General features: G+C 32.5%; 15 protein-coding genes. 7 read left to right on the forward strand and 8 right to left on the reverse strand.

What is annotated here, in order from left to right:
- Positions 1-65: 65 nt before the first annotated feature.
- Both ACKTTV_RS05760 and ACKTTV_RS05765 read left to right on the forward strand, forming a co-directional pair.
- Entirely contained in the window at positions 66-599 is a 534-nt protein-coding gene (locus tag ACKTTV_RS05760; protein ID WP_408029991.1) for a lysophospholipid acyltransferase family protein, read from the forward strand.
- A gap of 11 nt (positions 600-610) precedes the next feature.
- Positions 611-1558 carry an MBL fold metallo-hydrolase gene (locus ACKTTV_RS05765; protein ID WP_408029869.1) on the forward strand — a complete coding sequence of 316 codons (948 nt, stop codon included), beginning with the start codon at positions 611-613 and terminating at the stop codon, positions 1556-1558.
- A gap of 87 nt (positions 1559-1645) precedes the next feature.
- Here the strand turns inward: ACKTTV_RS05765 and ACKTTV_RS05770 are convergent, their stop codons facing one another.
- From ACKTTV_RS05770 to ACKTTV_RS05785, 4 genes are all read right to left on the reverse strand, one after another.
- Positions 1646-4444, reverse strand: a complete 2799-nt coding sequence (locus tag ACKTTV_RS05770) for a TonB-dependent receptor (protein WP_408029870.1) — start codon at positions 4442-4444, stop codon at positions 1646-1648.
- Positions 4445-4577: 133 nt separating this feature from the next.
- Positions 4578-7517, reverse strand: coding sequence for a TonB-dependent receptor (locus tag ACKTTV_RS05775; RefSeq protein ID WP_408029871.1), 2940 nt, complete (start codon positions 7515-7517; stop codon positions 4578-4580).
- 14 nt (positions 7518-7531) lie between these two features.
- Entirely contained in the window at positions 7532-8539 is a 1008-nt protein-coding gene (locus ACKTTV_RS05780) for a FecR family protein (protein WP_408029872.1), read from the reverse strand.
- Between the two features lie 80 nt (positions 8540-8619).
- The gene (locus tag ACKTTV_RS05785; protein ID WP_408029873.1) at positions 8620-9186 is read right to left on the reverse strand and encodes an RNA polymerase sigma factor; all 567 of its coding nucleotides are present in this window, start codon (positions 9184-9186) and stop codon (positions 8620-8622) included.
- Positions 9187-9343: 157 nt separating this feature from the next.
- Here ACKTTV_RS05785 and ychF point away from each other — a divergent pair, with 157 nt between their 5' ends.
- Entirely contained in the window at positions 9344-10435 is a 1092-nt protein-coding gene (gene ychF, locus ACKTTV_RS05790) for a redox-regulated ATPase YchF (protein ID WP_408029874.1), read from the forward strand.
- An 88-nt stretch (positions 10436-10523) separates the two neighbouring features.
- Positions 10524-11195, forward strand: a complete 672-nt coding sequence (locus ACKTTV_RS05795; protein ID WP_408029875.1) for a DUF2461 domain-containing protein — start codon at positions 10524-10526, stop codon at positions 11193-11195.
- A gap of 39 nt (positions 11196-11234) precedes the next feature.
- Here the strand turns inward: ACKTTV_RS05795 and ACKTTV_RS05800 are convergent, their stop codons facing one another.
- The 4 genes from ACKTTV_RS05800 to ACKTTV_RS05815 form a co-directional block, all read right to left on the reverse strand.
- On the reverse strand, positions 11235-11984 hold the full coding sequence (locus ACKTTV_RS05800; protein ID WP_408029876.1) for an SDR family NAD(P)-dependent oxidoreductase: 750 nt from the start codon (positions 11982-11984) through the stop codon (positions 11235-11237).
- Between the two features lie 54 nt (positions 11985-12038).
- On the reverse strand, positions 12039-12602 hold the full coding sequence (locus tag ACKTTV_RS05805) for a TetR/AcrR family transcriptional regulator (RefSeq protein ID WP_408029877.1): 564 nt from the start codon (positions 12600-12602) through the stop codon (positions 12039-12041).
- Positions 12603-12662: 60 nt separating this feature from the next.
- Positions 12663-14000 carry an MATE family efflux transporter gene (locus ACKTTV_RS05810; protein WP_408029878.1) on the reverse strand — a complete coding sequence of 446 codons (1338 nt, stop codon included), beginning with the start codon at positions 13998-14000 and terminating at the stop codon, positions 12663-12665.
- 166 nt (positions 14001-14166) lie between these two features.
- Positions 14167-15504, reverse strand: coding sequence for an MATE family efflux transporter (locus tag ACKTTV_RS05815; RefSeq protein WP_408029879.1), 1338 nt, complete (start codon positions 15502-15504; stop codon positions 14167-14169).
- A gap of 110 nt (positions 15505-15614) precedes the next feature.
- On the opposite strand from ACKTTV_RS05815, the gene ACKTTV_RS05820 reads away from it, so the two are divergent.
- The 3 genes from ACKTTV_RS05820 to ACKTTV_RS05830 are packed head-to-tail and all read left to right on the forward strand — an operon-like array spanning position 15615 to position 17788.
- On the forward strand, positions 15615-16007 hold the full coding sequence (locus tag ACKTTV_RS05820; protein WP_408029880.1) for an acyl-CoA thioesterase: 393 nt from the start codon (positions 15615-15617) through the stop codon (positions 16005-16007).
- A gap of 31 nt (positions 16008-16038) precedes the next feature.
- Positions 16039-17157 (forward strand): DEAD/DEAH box helicase, encoded by a 1119-nt coding sequence (locus ACKTTV_RS05825; RefSeq protein ID WP_408029881.1) that lies wholly within the window; start codon positions 16039-16041, stop codon positions 17155-17157.
- 1 nt (position 17158) lies between these two features.
- The gene (locus ACKTTV_RS05830; RefSeq protein WP_408029882.1) at positions 17159-17788 is read left to right on the forward strand and encodes a trimeric intracellular cation channel family protein; all 630 of its coding nucleotides are present in this window, start codon (positions 17159-17161) and stop codon (positions 17786-17788) included.
- Positions 17789-17860 lie beyond the last annotated feature (72 nt).

The following is a 17860-nucleotide window of genomic DNA, read 5'->3' on the forward strand; positions in this document are numbered from 1 at the left end:
AGTTATGATAAAAATATTTGTTCTTATTGCTGAAAACCGTATCATTGGGGCTTATTTTAGCAAGAATGATATCTAAATTTATATATACTAAAGTTTTAGGATGGAAGTTGGTTGGAGAATTTCCCGAAGAACCGAAAAAGTTTGTTGCGATTGGAGCTCCACATACCAGTTGGAAAGATTTTCCTATCGCTATTTTAGCAAGAAATTCCTTTGGTGTTAAAATTAATTTTATCGGAAAGAAATCGTTATTCAAACCACCATTTGGATTCATATTTAAATGGTTGGGAGGCACTCCTGTAGATCGTTCAAAGAGTAATAATTTAGTAGAATCAATCATAGACATTTTTAACTCTAGAGAGGAATTTCGCTTAGGACTTTCTCCCGAAGGAACTCGAAAAAAGGTTGATAAATGGAAAACGGGGTTTTACTATATTGCTAAAGGAGCAGGAGTTCCTATTATCATGTTTACTTTGGATTTTGGAAAGAAGCAGGTAGCCATATCAGAACCCTATTATCCAACGGATGATATAGAAAAAGATTTCAAAGTTTTTACCGAATTTTACAAAGATGTAAAGGGAGCAAACCCTGATCAATTTTAAACCATTTAGCCATGAATTTGAGGTGTTTAATTTCATTATTAAGTTTAACTCTATTAGTAAACTGCCAGAAAAAAGAAACCAAGAAACAAGTTAAAACTCCAAAAGAACCTTTCTTTGTTGTTTTGGGGGTTGCCCAAGATGCTGGATATCCTCAAATAGCATGCGAAAAAACATGTTGTGAGAAAACAAGAAAAGATACAGAATCAGAAAGAATGGTAAGTTGTATTGGTTTGGTGGATCCAATTTCAAATGAAAGTTGGATTTTTGATGCAACACCAGATTTTACTGAACAAACAGAATTACTTTCGACATATACTCCAAATAAAACAGTGCCAGATGGTGTTTTCTTAACTCATGGTCATATTGGCCATTATACAGGAATTATGTACTTGGGGAGAGAGGCAATGAGTGCAAATAAAACTCCTGTTTATGCAATGCCAAGAATGTTAGATTACTTAACGAACAATGGACCTTGGGGGCAATTGGTTACTAATAAAAATATTGAATTAAAACCTCTTACTAAAGACTCTCTTCAAGTTTTAAATGAGCGAATATCTGTAATTCCATTGGAAGTACCTCATAGAGATGAATATACAGAGACCGTTGGTTTTGAAGTTCATTACAAGGAAAAGAAAGCATTGTTTATTCCAGATATTGATAAATGGGAAAAGTGGGAGAGGAGTATTACCGATTATATTAAAAAGGTAGATATTGCTTTTTTGGATGCTACTTTCTTTAAAAATGGAGAAATTAATAGAGATATGTCTGAAGTTCCTCATCCATTTGTAGAAGAGAGTATGAAGTTGTTCTCTCAATTAAGTATCAAGGATAAAAACAAGGTTCATTTTATACATTTTAATCATACGAACCCATTGCTAGATGAATCGAGTGAAGCTTTTAAAACTGTTTTAGAAAATAACTTTAAAGTTGCAGTTGAGAAATCTGTTGTTAGCTTTTGATAAAAAAGAACCCCAAGACTAAAGGGGAAGCATAGTCTTGAGGTTCAAACGTATAATTACTACTATATAATGAAAACAATTAAATCCTTAAAATTTGTAGTTCACAGATAAGTTAAATAGAGCTCCTAATTGACTGAAATGGTATCCATCATAAGTCATTTGAGAGTATCTTTGGTTAAATGTGATTAGGTTTGATTGGTTTTTAACCTGAGCAGGATCATTTAAGATAGCTTGTCCGGCAGCATTTTCTGCTTTGAAGCTCCATTCAGGTAAAACATTCAAGATGTTATTTGCATTAAAACCAATGGTCCAGTTTTTATCTACGTTGAAGTTAACTCCTAAATCAGTTACAATTTTTGGGGTAAATTCAGTTCTTAAGTTTGTATCTAAACCTTGTTGCTTAAAGGTAGTCTTACCAAAGTAAGTGTTGTTTAAAGAGAATCCGAACTTCCCTATATCATAAGTTGTTCCGAAAATCCATTTAGTTCTTGGTCTTGAAGTAAAGAACAACGCTTCTTGTGTTTCATTAACAACAGACTGACCAGCTCCTTCTACGATTGCAGGGTTTTTAACAGCACCATCTCTTTCGTTTTGAATGGTATAGTTACCCGATAAATTAAAACCTAACTTTCCGTTTCCTGCTTTTAAATTGTTATAACTAAATACAAAGTCAAGCCCTGATGTTTTAGTGTCAATTGCATTTGAGAAGAAACTAATATCACTCAAGTTGTTGCTATCTAATAAGATATCTAATGGGTTTGAAGCATCTCCAGTACGTCCTATTTCAGTACCTAATACAATTCTATCTTCAACAGATATACTATAATAATCAATAGTGAACGAGAAGTTTTTAAACGGTTTTCCTCCAAGACCAACAGTGAAGTTGGTAGAGCTTTCAGCATCTAACTTAGGAATACCTAATAATCGCGCTTGCGGAGAAATATTGTTTACTAATCCACCTACTTGAATACCTTGTCCTGGTACAAAGCTATATTGCGCTTTTTGAGTGTAGATTTGGTGTAAGGTTGGTGCTCTGAAACCTGTAGAAATAGAAGCTCTCAAAGTATATTTGTCTTCGGCAAACTTATATCTTGAACTCGCTTTCCAAACGAAAGTACTTCCGAAGTCAGAATAGTTCTCAATCCTTGCTGTACCACTTAATAAGAAATCTTTGTTGATATCCCAATCGATACTCGCATAAGCTCCTAAGTTATAACGATTAAAGTTTCCTGAGTTTTCAGGTCTGTTTCCAGCAAATGAATCTGCACCACCTCCGTCGTAAGAAGCTAGCTCACCTTCAATTACTTCGAAGTTTTCTGTTCTAAACTCAGCACCAAATGCTACAGCTACTTGATCTGATAAGATCTTAGAGATATCGATGTTCCCAACAACATGACTAAATGCTGTTCCTCCTGGATCGAAGCTAATTTGACTATTTTCTTGGTATAATCTCGTTGGTTCAAAAGTACCTGTATTGCTATCATAAGTAGGTACAAAAACTTCGTTTCTGTTATGAGAGTTGTTAACTTTATATGTTTGTTGATTACCACCGAAAGTAGCACTTACATCAACATTCCATCCATTAAGTTTTGATCTAAATCCAACTGTGGCGTTATAATCGTTTAAATCTCCTTCAAATGTAGGTACATATCCATCATATCCATTTCCTTGGAAAGTGTTTCCATAAGCGTCTGTATAAGAACCTTGATTGTTTGGATTACTTCCTGGGAAGAAATTTCCTAAATATGGAAAGTCTTCAATAGTTCTCCAATATGGAGTTCTATAGTTGGCAAAACTATTTACCTTTTTATAAACATAGGCAGCATTGAAGTATAATTCGTTATCTTCTTTTAAATCAATTCCACCATTTATTAAAAACTTAGCAGCTGTAGTTTCTGGAGAACCGTTAATATTTCCAGCATCTGGCCTTCTTGATAAGAATTCCTGTACATCATTAATATCAGCACCAAAGTCTGCTGCCTCACCAGCAGCATCAACCGTTCCAGGTCTGTTTGCTAAGGCTGTCTTAGAGAAGTCAACTGTATAGTTAATAAAACCTTTACCTTCTCCTAGTTTAGTACCATTGTTTACACTAATACCTAACATTTCTCCATCACCTTCTCCAGAAATTCCAGATCTAAATGTAGCCGATCCGTTTTTGTAATCATCTTTAAGAATGATGTTCATTACCCCAGCAATAGCATCAGAACCATATTGTGCAGAAGCTCCGTCACGTAATATTTGAATAGTTTTAATAGCGTCTGTTGGAATACCAGAAATATCAGCACCTGTTTCACCTCTACCAGGTGACGTTTGTGTATATAATAAGGCACTTAAATTCTTACGCTTACCATTAATAAGAATTAATGTTCTACTTGGTCCCATATTTCTAATTTCATATGGATCAAGTAAAGAAGTTGCATCATTTACAGGAGTGTTTACTGTGTTAAACGATGGAATTTTATATTGTAATGCTTTATCAAAAGTTGTTTGACCTGTAGCTTGTAGTTCCTTTACACCAACAATATCAACTGGTAAAGGACTTGAAGTATTACTTCTCGCCGGTGTTCTACTTCCAGTAACAACAACTTCTTCTAATTGAAGTCCTTCTTGAAGAGTTATGGTAAATGTTTTTCTTCCATCCACTGCTATTTCTTGAGTTTCGAAACCAGAATAACTGATTACTAAAATAGCTCCTTCTTGAACCGTTAATTGGAATTTTCCGTCAAAATCTGTAGTAGCACCGTTTTGAGTTCCTTTTTCTAAGACATTAGCACCTGGTAGTACTTCGTTATTTGCATCTTTTACTACCCCCGATACTTGTGTTTGTGCCCAAGAGGCGCAGGTTATTGCAATAGAAAAAAGAAGTGTTAGTGTTTTCTTCATAAATTAAATTTTAGTTAATAATTTTAAGAATATGATTACTGAATAAATATTCATTTAACATATTCGCTACATTATTTAAAAAGACGGGTTGGTTTTATTTATACTCTTTTTTCTTAAAAAAAATATAAAAAAGTTAAAATTTTAACAATAATTTGGAGTAGTAGAAGGCCCCATTGGCTCCCATTTGTATAGCATCCCAAAGCCCGCCACTATCAGTATTTCTGGCTTGTTCTGTGGGGTAGGTGTTAAAAAGATTATTAACTCCTGCTTGAAGAGATAGGTGATTTGTTAAATCGTAAGTAAAGTGGGTGTCAAATGTATATTTTGCTTTATAATAATCGATAGAGGCATCAAATCTTTGTTGCGAGGAATTGTTAAATTGACTCAAAGGTTTAAAAATTTGCCAATCGATTAATTCTAAGCTACTAAACCTTGTTAAGGTACTGCTTATAGAAAAGTTTTTAACGGAATAAACTGCATTTAGGATAAGTTTATGTTTTGGCGCAGAAGCAAGTAAGAAGTACTGTTCTCTTGCACCAAAAAAGGTTTCTTTATCTAAATTCTTATGGTTTATTTCATTAATTTCCATTTTATTTAAATTCCCAACAAAACCAATATTTAACCTCGAATTATTGAAGTACTTCACCCAATCGAATCGAAAGTCAAGACCTACTGTAGAGGTGTTTACACCATTTGCAAAAAACTGTACATTTTTTACATTAGAGTTTAGTTCCGAGGCATCAAAGTTTCCACTCAAAATAATTCGATCTCTAATAAAAATATAATAAGAGTCTAGAGAAAATTTGAAGTTTTTGTTGAACGAGTGATTTATTCCTAAGCTATAATTAATAGCTTTTTCTTCTCTTAACTGCTCTATACCAAATTTTTCCGTTAAAGGATTGTTATTCGCTATTAAAAAAGACTCTACGGCTTCATTATCAATAAAATTTGTAAATTTTAAGTTATAATAGATTTGTGCCAATGAAGGAGCACGAAAACCAGTACTAAAAGAGAAACGTAAATTGGTTTTAGGAGTTACTTTATAACGTGTTGCAATTTTTGTGTTAAGAGTACTTCCAAAATCACTATAATTTTCATAGCGTAAAGCAGTTGCTAATAACCATTTTTTTGTGAAGTCTATTTCACTATCAAAATATACGCTAACACTCGTTCTTGTTCTGTCAACTTCATTGAGAGGTGAATAACCAGGAAATCCTTGAGATCCGCCAGGTCTAATTTCTCCATTGTGAACAGGCAATAAGTCAGTGGGAGTTGAATCGGTTACAATATTTCCATTAATATCATACCATTCATAAGAACCTTCTTCACCTGAAAAAATTCGATAGTTTTCAATTCTATTTTCAATTCCAGCAGCAATATTTAACCCTTTTAAAAAATTTTTAAAATGCTTAGAAACATCAATATTTGTGGTATTCTGAATTAGGCTGTGACCACCAGCATCAAACTCTTTTGGTGAAGAAGCTAACAGAGAAGCGTTTAGCGTTTCTTTTATATAATATTGAAAATAATTCTTTCCATAAGTATTGCTAAAGTCAACATTCCAGCCAGAATAAACCCCATTTGCACCAACGGTTAGCGATTTATCTGAAATATTGGAAGTAATTAAAGGATTAAATCCAGAAGGATAAATTTCAAGAACATTTCTTTCGCTATCAGGAGGTCTTGTAAATGCATATGCTCGTGTATTTTTATAATTATAACCTCCATTCAAATACACTTTCATTTCATTTGATAAAGGAATTTCTGAATTTAAAAAAATACTACTGCTGGTTGTAGCAGGATCTCCATAATTCTCTCGAATATCTGTTCCACGTCGGAAGGTATGTCCTTTGCTTAAGAACTCCGCAGATAAATTTATAAATCCGTCTTTGTTTATTTTAGCACCATAATTTACGTCGGCTTTGTAGGTTATTCCATCAATTCCTTGCCTATCTTTATTTGTATTGTTTGAAGCATTGTGAAACCCGAAGGTAGAGTTAACCTGAGTTTCTTCAGATTGATCATTTAAAACAATGTTAATTACTCCTGCTATGGCGTCTGAACCGTATTGAGCTGAAGCTCCATCTTTTAGTACTTCAATTCTCTTTATAGCGGATGGAGGAATGGCATTTAAGTCCGTACCAGAGTTACCACGACCTCTTGTTCCGTAAAGGTTAATCAAAGAGGCTTGATGTCTTCGTTTTCCATTTATTAATACAAGAGTTTGATCTGGGCCCAAACCACGATAAGTAGCAGGAACGATATGGTCTGAACCATCGGAACCCGACTGTTTTGTTGCATTAAAGGAAGGAATTTCGTTTTGAATGAATTGATTTACTTGAATAAATTCACTTTTACTTTTTACTTGATGAATGTCGATAACATCTGTGGAAACAGGGGAGTCGATTTTTTGGCGGTTATTATTTCTAGATCCCACAACAAAGACTTCATCCAGTTCGACACCCGATTTTAAATGAACCGTTACGAAGTTATTTTTAGGAGAAATAATTTGAGTATTGTACCCAATATGCGATATTTCAATTGGATTATTTCCTAAAATATAAAGTTCAAAGGTTCCGTCATTATTCGTTGTAATACCATTTTGTGTATTTTTTTCAATAACGTTGGCTTTTTGAATAGGAGTATTGAATTGATCATAGACAATACCTTTAATGAGAAGTTTGTTTTCGGGTATCTGTTTACTTAATTCTCTAGAATCGGTTACGGTAGAGTTAACTGAATCTTTATTTATTTCGGAGACTCGTTGGTATTGCTTATTTAATTTATAAATAACATAATAATTGTTTCCTAAATACTCAATCTTAAAAGGAGTTATTCGCTTTAATAAATCAATAGATTCATAAATAGAAAGATTTTCAAAGTCACTGAATTTTACCTTTTGTTTTTTGATAACCATAGGGTTATACGTAAAAAAAACACGATGTTTTTCACTTAGGTATGCCAAAGCCTCTGATAGAAAAATAGAATCAGTCTCTTGAGAATATAGTTTATACGGGGTGATAGTGAATACGAAAGTTATTAGAAAAAATAAAAAGGTATTCTTACGTATCATTAAAAGGTTGATTATTAGTTTTTATAAACAACTAATTTAACATTTTCTTTTTTGATACTAATGTCCGCAGATTTCTTTATAGCATTTAAACAAATTTCAAGGTTAGTTGTTGGAACTGTTCCAGTTATAAGTGTGTTTTTTGTTTCTTGATCATGAAAGTCAAATTCAACTCCATAAGTGTCAGAAACCTTATGCAAGGCATCCATAAGTGTCGAATTATTAAAAATAAGAGTTCCATTTTTCCAAGCCAATTGCTCATCACTAGAAATAAGCTGATCGTCTACTAGAATCTTTTTTGAATCAGAAGAGTATTCAATATAGTTACCAGGAATCATCTTTTTTGAAGTTCCATTGTTTAAGCTTAACCATATATTTCCTTCTTGAAGAAATACTTTGGTTTTGTTTCTTTGTGTATTTACATTGAATTGTGTACCGTAAACTTCAACAATTAAATCATTTGTATTTACCCAAAATTTAGCATTGGTACTTTGCTTTTTATTTACTTTGAAAAAAGCTTCTCCTTTCAACCAAACATTTCTAACATCATTCTTTTTATATGAAATACTAGAGTTAGAATTTAATGTTACTAAGGTACCATCATTAAGTTTCAGTTCTAAAACTTCTCCATAGGCCGTTTTATGAGTTACTTTGGATAAATTAGTAAAGAAATACCAAGAACCAACTGAAAATAACAAGAGTAAACTGGCAGCAATGCTTATGAAAGTATATTTCTTATTTCTTTTTGGAAGTGTTTCTTTTTGCTTTTTTTGCTGAATCTTTTTTAACTTGGTTTCAAGCTTATTCCATTCGAAATCAATTTTTTCTTCAGGAATATTATTTTTTTTGAAATTAATGCCTAACAAAATATCCCGGGCTTCAAAAGCTAAATCTTTTTTATGTGGGTTGTTCTTTAACCAGAAATCCCAGAATGAAACATCCGAGAGCCGGCTATTAAACGCCCAATTTTTAAATGACTGATCATCTAAAAAATCATGAATGGTATTGTAATTTTTTTGTGCCATACGAAAACTAAGCATAGGGTAACATCTAAATAAGATGATAATATGATAATTATACCCTTTTTTTTTACAAATTTACGAATTTATAAATTTAATAATTCAGAAACTGCTATTTCTTCTCTAAGATTTTTGATGGCTTTATGTAAGGTATTTACTACACTTTGGTAATTGATACCCATTGTGTCAGCAATTTCTTGTGGTTTAAGTCCACAATGAAACTTCAAATAAATAACTTCTTTTTGCCTTTTAGGAAGTTGATTGATAATTCTAGCTAAATTTTTGTTACGAAAAGTTGTTGATTCTTGGTTGGTGATGAATTCTTCTGGTGTAAAATTTATATCCACAATATTGGTGTCTAAATTTCGAACCATTGAATATTTTTTAGATTTATTTAAGCGCTTAATGATGAATCTTCTAAAAGAAGAAAATAAGTAAGGAGCAATGGTTTCTAAATTGCTCAAATTCTCTTTGTGTTCATATATATAAACAAAAAAATCTTGTAAAGAGTCTTCGGTTAAAACGGCATCATTTGAAATTTTTAAACCGTAACTAAATAGAGAAGAGTAGAACTTTTTAAATAAAACAGAAAAAGCTTTTAAATCCCCCTCCTTTAACGATTTCCATAAAATTTCGTCACTTAAATAACTCATTTTTTGCTGGTTAAAGTATGTAAATGTAGTAAAAATTTAACAAACGATTATTTTAGTCTTAAATTTCTGTTAAAATAGTTGAGAAGAGTTTGACTATCATATCGCAAAAAATGAAGTATTGTGCTATATTTGCCACGCTAAATTAATACAATAGATAATGAAAGCCGGAATTGTAGGATTACCTAACGTAGGGAAGTCAACTTTATTTAACTGTTTATCAAACGCAAAAGCCCAAAGTGCGAACTTTCCTTTTTGTACCATAGAACCTAATTTAGGAGTTGTAAATGTTCCTGATACAAGATTGGAAAAGTTGGAAGAACTAGTAGTACCTGAAAAAGTAATACCTGCAACTGTTGAGATTGTTGATATTGCTGGACTTGTAAGAGGAGCTAGTAAAGGAGAAGGTTTAGGAAATCAATTTTTGGCTAATATTAGAGAAACAGATGCTATTCTTCATGTATTACGTTGCTTTGATAATGATAATATTGTTCACGTAGACGGTTCTGTTGATCCAATTAGAGATAAAGAAACTATTGATATTGAATTACAGTTAAAAGATTTAGAAACCGTTGAAAAAAGGCTAGATAAAGTTAAAAGAGCTGCAAAAACTGGTAATAAAGAGGCTCAGAAGGAGCTAGAAGTTTTAGAAACTATTCAAGAAACTCTTTTAGCAGGTAAATCTGTTAGGACTCTTGAGTTCTCTGAAAAAGAAGATGAATTAGTGAAGTCAATGCAATTCATTACAGCAAAACCGGTATTGTATGTGTGCAATGTGGATGAGTCTTCAGCGAAAGATGGTAATGCATATGTTGAAAAGGTTCGTGAAAATGTAAAAGATGAAGACGCCGAAATAATTGTGTTAGCAGTAGCAACTGAGGCTGATATAGCTGAGTTAGAAGACTACGAAGAACGTCAAATGTTCTTATCTGATATAGGTTTGGAAGAGCCAGGAGTTTCAAGGTTAATTCGTTCTGCTTATACTTTGTTAAATTTACAAACATATTTTACTGCAGGTGTAAAAGAAGTAAGAGCTTGGACTGTTAACGTAGGTGCTACGGCACCACAAGCAGCGGGAGTAATTCATACTGATTTTGAAAAAGGGTTTATTAGAGCTGAGGTTATCGGATATGATGATTATGTAGCGTTTGGATCAGAGTCTAAAGTAAAAGAAGCTGGAAAAATGAGAGTAGAAGGAAAGGAATATATAGTAGCCGATGGCGATGTAATGCATTTCAGATTCAACGTATAATAGAACTACAAACAAACTATAATAAGCGAACTCTATTGGGAATTCCCAATAGAGTTTTTTTTATATCTTTAACCAAATCTATTTATTTATGAACTTTAAAAAGGAAAGTCTTGATTTTTTGAAAGACTTAAAGGAAAATAATGACCGTGATTGGTTCGCAGAACACAAATCTATATTTACTGAGGCTCAAAATAATGCGAAAGAATTATATGCTACGATTAGAGAAAAGTTGGAAGAACATGATGAAATAGAAAAGTTCAAGTTATTTCGAATTTATAGAGATGTTCGATTTAGCAAAGATAAAACACCTTATAAACCTCATTTTGCGGGCTCTTTTTCGCGTAAAGGAGCACATTTAAGAGGAGGTTATTACCTAAGAATTAGACCAGGAGAAAGCTTTTTAGCAGGTGGTTTTTGGGAGCCCAACAAGGAAGACCTTTTCAGAATTAGAAAAGAATTTGAATTAGACGATTCTGAAATTAGAGATATTTTAAATGATAAAAAGTTCAAAAAATATTTTGATGGCAAGTTAGAAGGAGATGAGTTGAAAACAGCTCCTAAAGGATTTGATAAAGAGCATCCATCAATAGATTTGATAAGAAAAAAAGCCTTTGTGGCTATTAGGAACTTCTCAGATGAGGAAGTACTGTCAGATAACTTTATAGAAGAAGTTAATAACTCTTACATAGCACTCCGTCCTTATTTCGATTTTATGAGTGATGTGTTGACTACTAATTTAAATGGAGAATCAATACTTTAAACGAAGCTCCGCTTAAAGTATTGATAAAATCAATTAAAGTTATATTTGACTTAGCCCTCCATCTACTTCAAGTTCTACACCGTTTATATATGATGCTTCGTTTGAAGCTAAGAATAAAGCGGTATTTGCTACTTCTTCAGAAGTACCAAATCTTCCTAAAGGAACGCTTTGAGCAAAACCTTTCCCCATTTCTTCAACCACCTCTTGAGGTAAGTTCATCTTTCCATAAATAGGAGTTTCAATTGGTCCTGGAGCGATAGAATTCACTCTAATACCTCTGTCTTTTAATTCAGAAGTTAATACACGAGCATAAGCTCTTAAAGCTCCTTTACTGGCAGAATACACAGCAAATCCGTCAAAACCTTTTTGATGTACAATTGAATTGGTAAACAATACTGATCCTCCATCATTAAGATGAGGAATTGCTTCTTTCGTGGCTAGCATTGGTCCTTTTACGTTGATATCGAATACTTCATTGTAATGATCCGATGTAATGTCATTTGTTGGCATTATAGGAGCAATACCAGCATTTAAAAACAGAATATCAATATTTTCATATTTAGCAACTGCTTCTTTAATCAATCGTTTATTGTCTTCTTCTTTGGCTACATCGGCAACTACTGTTATAAAGTCTCCATTTAACTCTTTTGAAGCTTCGGTAAGAGCTTCTTCTCGTCGTCCAGCTAAAACAACTTTTGCTCCCTCATTAAGAAATAATTTAGCTGTCGCTAGCCCGATTCCACTATTGGCACCTGTGATAATTGCTACTTTGTCTTTTAATTTACTCATCGTTGGTTTTATTTTTTTATTTGAAATGATCGTTTCAAATAAGGTTAAAAAAAATTAGGTTAATACTGATAGGGTCGTTTTAATAATACTTTCTATCTCTTTACGATCATTTTCCAATATATTCGCCATACTCAAGCCTTGAAAGGTGGCAAGTAAATACAAGGCATATTCTCGAGCCGATTTATTTTTATTTATCGCTCCTTGCTCTTGTCCAGATTGCACAATTTTTTCAAACAAACCAGTCATTCCTTTTTGATTGCTTGTTAAGAAAGCTTTAATTGTATCATCCTGATTGGCCATTTCAGAAGTACAATTATTAATTAAGCATCCTTTGGAATTATTCATGTTCATAGAAAAAATATTCTCCAAAATTTTTAAAGAACAATTATCCTTATCTATGATATTTTCAATTCTGCATTTCGAATCAGACTGGTAACTTTTTAAACATTCTAAATACAATTCATGCTTACTACCAAAAGAATTGTAGATGCTAGATCGATTTAAACCTGTAGCATCTACTAAATCCTGCATAGAAGTAGCATTATAGCTTTTACTATGGAAAACCTCTCTTGCTTGGTTTATGACTTGTTCTTTATCAAATGTTTCTGTCTTTGGCATATATTTGAAATGATCGTTTCAAAATTAAATAAAATATGAATACCAAACTTTAAAAAACTGTTAATTTTCATATTTTAAATCTAACTTCAAGGCTCTGTGAAGGAAAACATAGGTAATGAGAGTTGATAAAACATCTCCAATTGCAAAGGACATCCATACACCGTTAACGCCGAAGAATTTTGGTAAAAAATATACCAAGGGAATTAAACAAAAACCTTGCTTTAAAAGAGTTAAAAGTAGCGCAGGTAAAGCTTTTCCCGCTGCTTGAAAATAAGCAGACCCAATAAGCTGCACTGAAATAATAGGGATTGCCAAAAATGTAGTAACAAGTGCTTTTGGGGCAAGCTTTATAAGTTCTTCATCCGTAGTAAAAATTTTCACAAGTTGAGTAGGGAAAATTAAGATAAATATAAAAACAACACTAGCAATCGTTGTTCCGAATATTATCGATTTCCATATTGTTTTCTTTACTCGTAAGGCATTTTTTGCGCCAATATTAAATCCAGCTATAGGTAAAAAAGCTTGTGTAACACCTAGAACAGGAGAAAGGGCAAACATTGTAACTCGGTTAATAATTCCAAAAATTGATATGGAAATTTCACCTCCGTATTTATATAAGCTATAGTTTAATATAATTACCAAAATACTAATAACTCCCTGTCTTACAATAGATACACCTCCAAGCGCTACTATTTCTTTTAGAATAGGAATATTTATGAAAAAGTATTTGGGAATAATTTTTAGCTCGTTGTTTTTGGATAGAAAAAACCATAAGACAAACAACCCGCTTATTCCATAGGCAATAGAAGTGGCTAAGCCTGCTCCATACATTCCTAAATTTAAAACTTTAATCAATATAATATCCAGAACAACATTTACTATTGAAGGTATAACCAGGGTGAGCATTGCATAATTAGGTTTTCCTACAGCTCGGATTACTGGATTTCCCATCATGGCAAAAGCAAGGAAAGGAACCCCATAAACAATAGTATTAAAATACTCCTTAGCAGGTTCTATGATTTCTCCATTGGCGCCAAATAACTTTAGTAAAGGAAGGCTAAAGTAAGTTCCTAAAATTATGAATAATAAAGATAAGCTGGTTGTCAAACTAATTTGATTTCCAAAAACGTTATAAGCTTTATCAAATTTTTTCTCCCCAAGGGCACGCGAAATTATCGAGCTACCACCAACTCCAATTCCCATTCCAATAGATGAAATTAAAAAGGCAATAGGTAAAACAACGGTAATTGCGGCAATGGCCAAAACATTAATCCATCTTCCTACAAAAATGGTATCGACAATCATGTTCAATGACATTACCAAAATACCTACAGTTGCTGGGATTGCTTGCTTTAGCAATAGGCGACTAATGCTATCAGTTTCAAATTTATTTGTCAAGATTTCTAGTTTAGTTAGTTCGCCCCGAAGATCAACGTTTTTTTCTAACGAATTATCAAAATAATGTTAATTTAAGGAATAATTAACTAAAGAAAATCCCAAGGTTTGATTATAAGAAAGTTAGTATTTATACCTCTAGAAAAAAAATGTTAAATAAAGAATTACATTAAGTATTGCTCTTTAAATTTAATTTAATTTCTCTTCTTAGAATAATAAAAGTTACAAAAGCTGAAAGGATATCAGCAATTGGAAAAGAAATCCATACTCCATTAATACCATAAATTTTTGGTAAAAAATACACTAATGGAATAAGAAAAAAGCCCTGCTTTAACAAAGCGAGTAACAATGCTTTTAATGTTTTACCTGCGGCTTGAAAATACGCCGAACCAATCAGTTGAATTGTAATTAACGGAGTAGCTAGAAATGCTATAATTAGGGCTTTAGATGTTAATTTGACAAGCCTTTTATCATCTGTAAATATTTGGATTAACTCAGTATGAAAAAGCATAATTAAAATAAAAATTAAACTAGCTATTCCTGTACCAAATAGTAAAGATATTCGAATCGTTTCTTTGACTCGTTTTACGTCTTTTGCGCCATAGTTATACCCTGCCACAGGTAAAAATCCTTGTGTAACACCTAAAACAGGAAATAAAGCAAACATCATTACTCTATTGATAATACCATAAATTGATATTGAAATAGCGCAACCGTATTTAAATAGACTATAGTTTAAAATGATGATTAAAAGACTAATAGTGCCCTGTCTGATAAAAGTAATACTTCCTAAGGATAGTATTTCTTTAATAAGAGAAGTGTTGATTCTTGGATTTTTCACGTTTAGTGACAAGCGGTTTTTTTTAGAAATAAAAAACCAGGAAACGAATAAACCACTGGCAACGAATGAAGCTGTGGTTGCCAAACCGGCACCGTACATACCAAGGTTTAAAACTTTGATAAAGATAACATCCAATCCAATATTTACCAATGCAGGTAATATAATAGCATACATTGCGTAATTAGGCTTTCCCAAGGCACGAATAACAGGATTTCCCATCATTGCAAAAGTGAAAAAAGGAACTCCATAAATAATGATATCAAAATATTCTTTAGCTAAAATAGCTATTTGCCCTTGTGCACCGAATAAGCGAAGTAATGGAACAGAGAATGTTGAACCAATAACCAAGAAAAGAATCGATACCACAAAGGTTAAAAACAATTGATTTTCGAAAACCCAGTTAGCCTTTTTCTTATTTTTCTCACCAAGTGCGCGAGAAATAATAGAACTACCACCAATACCAATTCCCATTCCAACAGAAGAAACAAGGAATACAATAGGAAGAACAACAGTTAATGCACCGATAGCCAAAAGATTAATCCATCTTCCAACAAAAATGGTATCAACAATCATATTTAGCGACATAGCTAATATTCCGATAGAAGCAGGTATAGCTTGTTTAAGGACTAGCGAGCTAATTTTTTCGATACCAAATTTGTTAATCACGGCTGTTAGTTTAAGGTTTGGATTCTCAATATCTCTTTATTATCACCTACAAAGCAAATACAAGAGGTTATTTTAAGTATAAATTAACATCATTTCTGTAAGTTTGTTAAATGAATGTTTATGAAAAGACTCAAGTAGTTCAAAAAAGTGAGATAGACGAATACAATCATGTCAACAATGTTGTTTATGTTCAATGGATTCAAAATATAGCCAATGAACATTGGCAAGAACTTACAAAAGGAGTTGAATCTATAGATTATGTTTGGTTTATTGTAAGACATGAAATAGATTACAAGGCGCAAGCAGTTTTAAACGATACTATTACGATTAAAACTTGGGTTGGAAAAACAGAAGGAGTTAAGTCGGTTCGCCATGTAGAAATTAGTAGAGGCTCTCAGGTTATAGTAAAATCACAAACAACATTTTGTTTGGTAGATAATAAAACAGGAAGACCAAAAAGAATTACCGAAGAAATAACAAATTTACTTTTAGGGAAAAAATAAGCAATATCTTTGCGCGCATAAACAAATTGGGATGACAACATTTAGAGAATTAGGAGTACGAAAGGATTACATTAAAGGATTGAATGAATTGGGTATAAAAAATCCAACGCAAGTTCAAGAAGAAGCAATTCCTTATTTGTTAAACAATCATTCTGATTTTATTGGTTTAGCTCAAACAGGTACAGGTAAAACCGCAGCTTATGGTTTACCAGTTTTACACAAAATTGATGCTTCAAAAAAAACAATACAAGCTTTAATATTATCTCCTACGAGAGAGTTAGTTCAGCAAATAAAAAAGCAGCTTTTTAAGTTTACCAAATATGTAGATGATAGAATATTTTTAGAAGCTGTTTTTGGTGGAGAAAAAATCGATCGTCAAATAAAGAATTTAAAAAGAACAACTCATATTATTATAGCTACTCCAGGTAGATTGATTGATCTAGTAGAAAGAGGAGAGGTTGATTTAAACAATATAGAAACTTTAATTCTAGATGAAGCAGATGAAATGCTTAGCATGGGATTTAAAGAGGAGTTAAATCGTATTTTAAAATATACTTCTGGAGGAAGAAAAACATGGTTGTTTTCAGCAACGATGCCTTCTGAAATAAGGAACATCATTAAAAAATACATGTCGGCTTCGGCTAAACAAATTGAAGTCAATAAGAACTCTTTGGTAAATGCAAACATTATTCATCAATTTACAGAAACCACAATTCCTGAAAAATTAGATGTTATCGTTCGATTTCTTGAAAAAAGAAATTCGGAAAGGGGAATTGTATTTACCAAAACAAAAGCAGGAGCTCAAAAGTTAGCGAAAGAGTTAAAATCGGAAGGTTTTTCAGTTGAAGCATTGGAAGGTGATATGCAGCAGAAAGAACGTGATAAAGTGATGAGAGCATTTAAAAATGAAAATGTACAAGTTCTGATTTCTACTGATGTTGCAGCTAGAGGAATTGATGTTAAAAACTTAGGATTTGTCGTTCATCATCAACTTCCTGAAAAACTAGAGTATTATACCCATCGAAGTGGAAGAACTGCACGTGCAGGGAAAACAGGTGTTTCTTTAGTTTTATCTTTAAATAACGAAAGAGAGCGCGTTAGAGAAATAGAAAGACAGTTACAAATAAGAATTTCGGAAATTTCAATCTAAAATGAGTATAATCTATACCATCGATATTATTGGAACCTTCGCTTTTGCAATTAGTGGAGCTTTGGTTGCCATTAAAAAAGAATTTGATGTTTTTGGTGTGGTCATTATAGCTTTCGTTACCGCTGTTGGAGGAGGAATGCTAAGAGATGTTTTAATCAATGCTCATCCTATAAATTGGATGGGAGACATTAATTACATTTGGACAATCCTGTTGGCGGTAGTATTTACTTTTTTATTTAAATCGAAAATAGCGCCATTACGTAAAACTATGTTTTTATTTGATACCATTGGAATTAGTGTGTTTACATTACTTGGGCTACAGAAAGGATTGGCGTATAATTTGCATCCTTTTCTAGCTTTGGTTATGGGAATGGTTTCTGCTGTCTTTGGAGGAGTTATAAGAGACGTATTAACTAGAAAGGTTCCTCTAATCTTCAAAAAAGAAATCTATGCATCTGCATGTTTATCTGGAGGAGTTATCTATTTGCTATTAGAAAATATAAGCATTAACAACGATTTACAGTTTGTGATATCTGCTACAGTTATCATCATTATTCGAACGGTATCGGTTATGAAAAAGTACGAATTACCCAAAATAAAAGGAGATATATTCACTTCATTCAATAAATAGGCTTTATCCTTCTATAAATTCGAGTTTTTTTATCATTTTATTATTCAAAATAACATCATTACGAGAGATTAA

Origin of the sequence: Tenacibaculum xiamenense (genome assembly GCF_964513065.1) — a bacterium.
Lineage (GTDB): Bacteria > Bacteroidota > Bacteroidia > Flavobacteriales > Flavobacteriaceae > Polaribacter > Polaribacter xiamenense.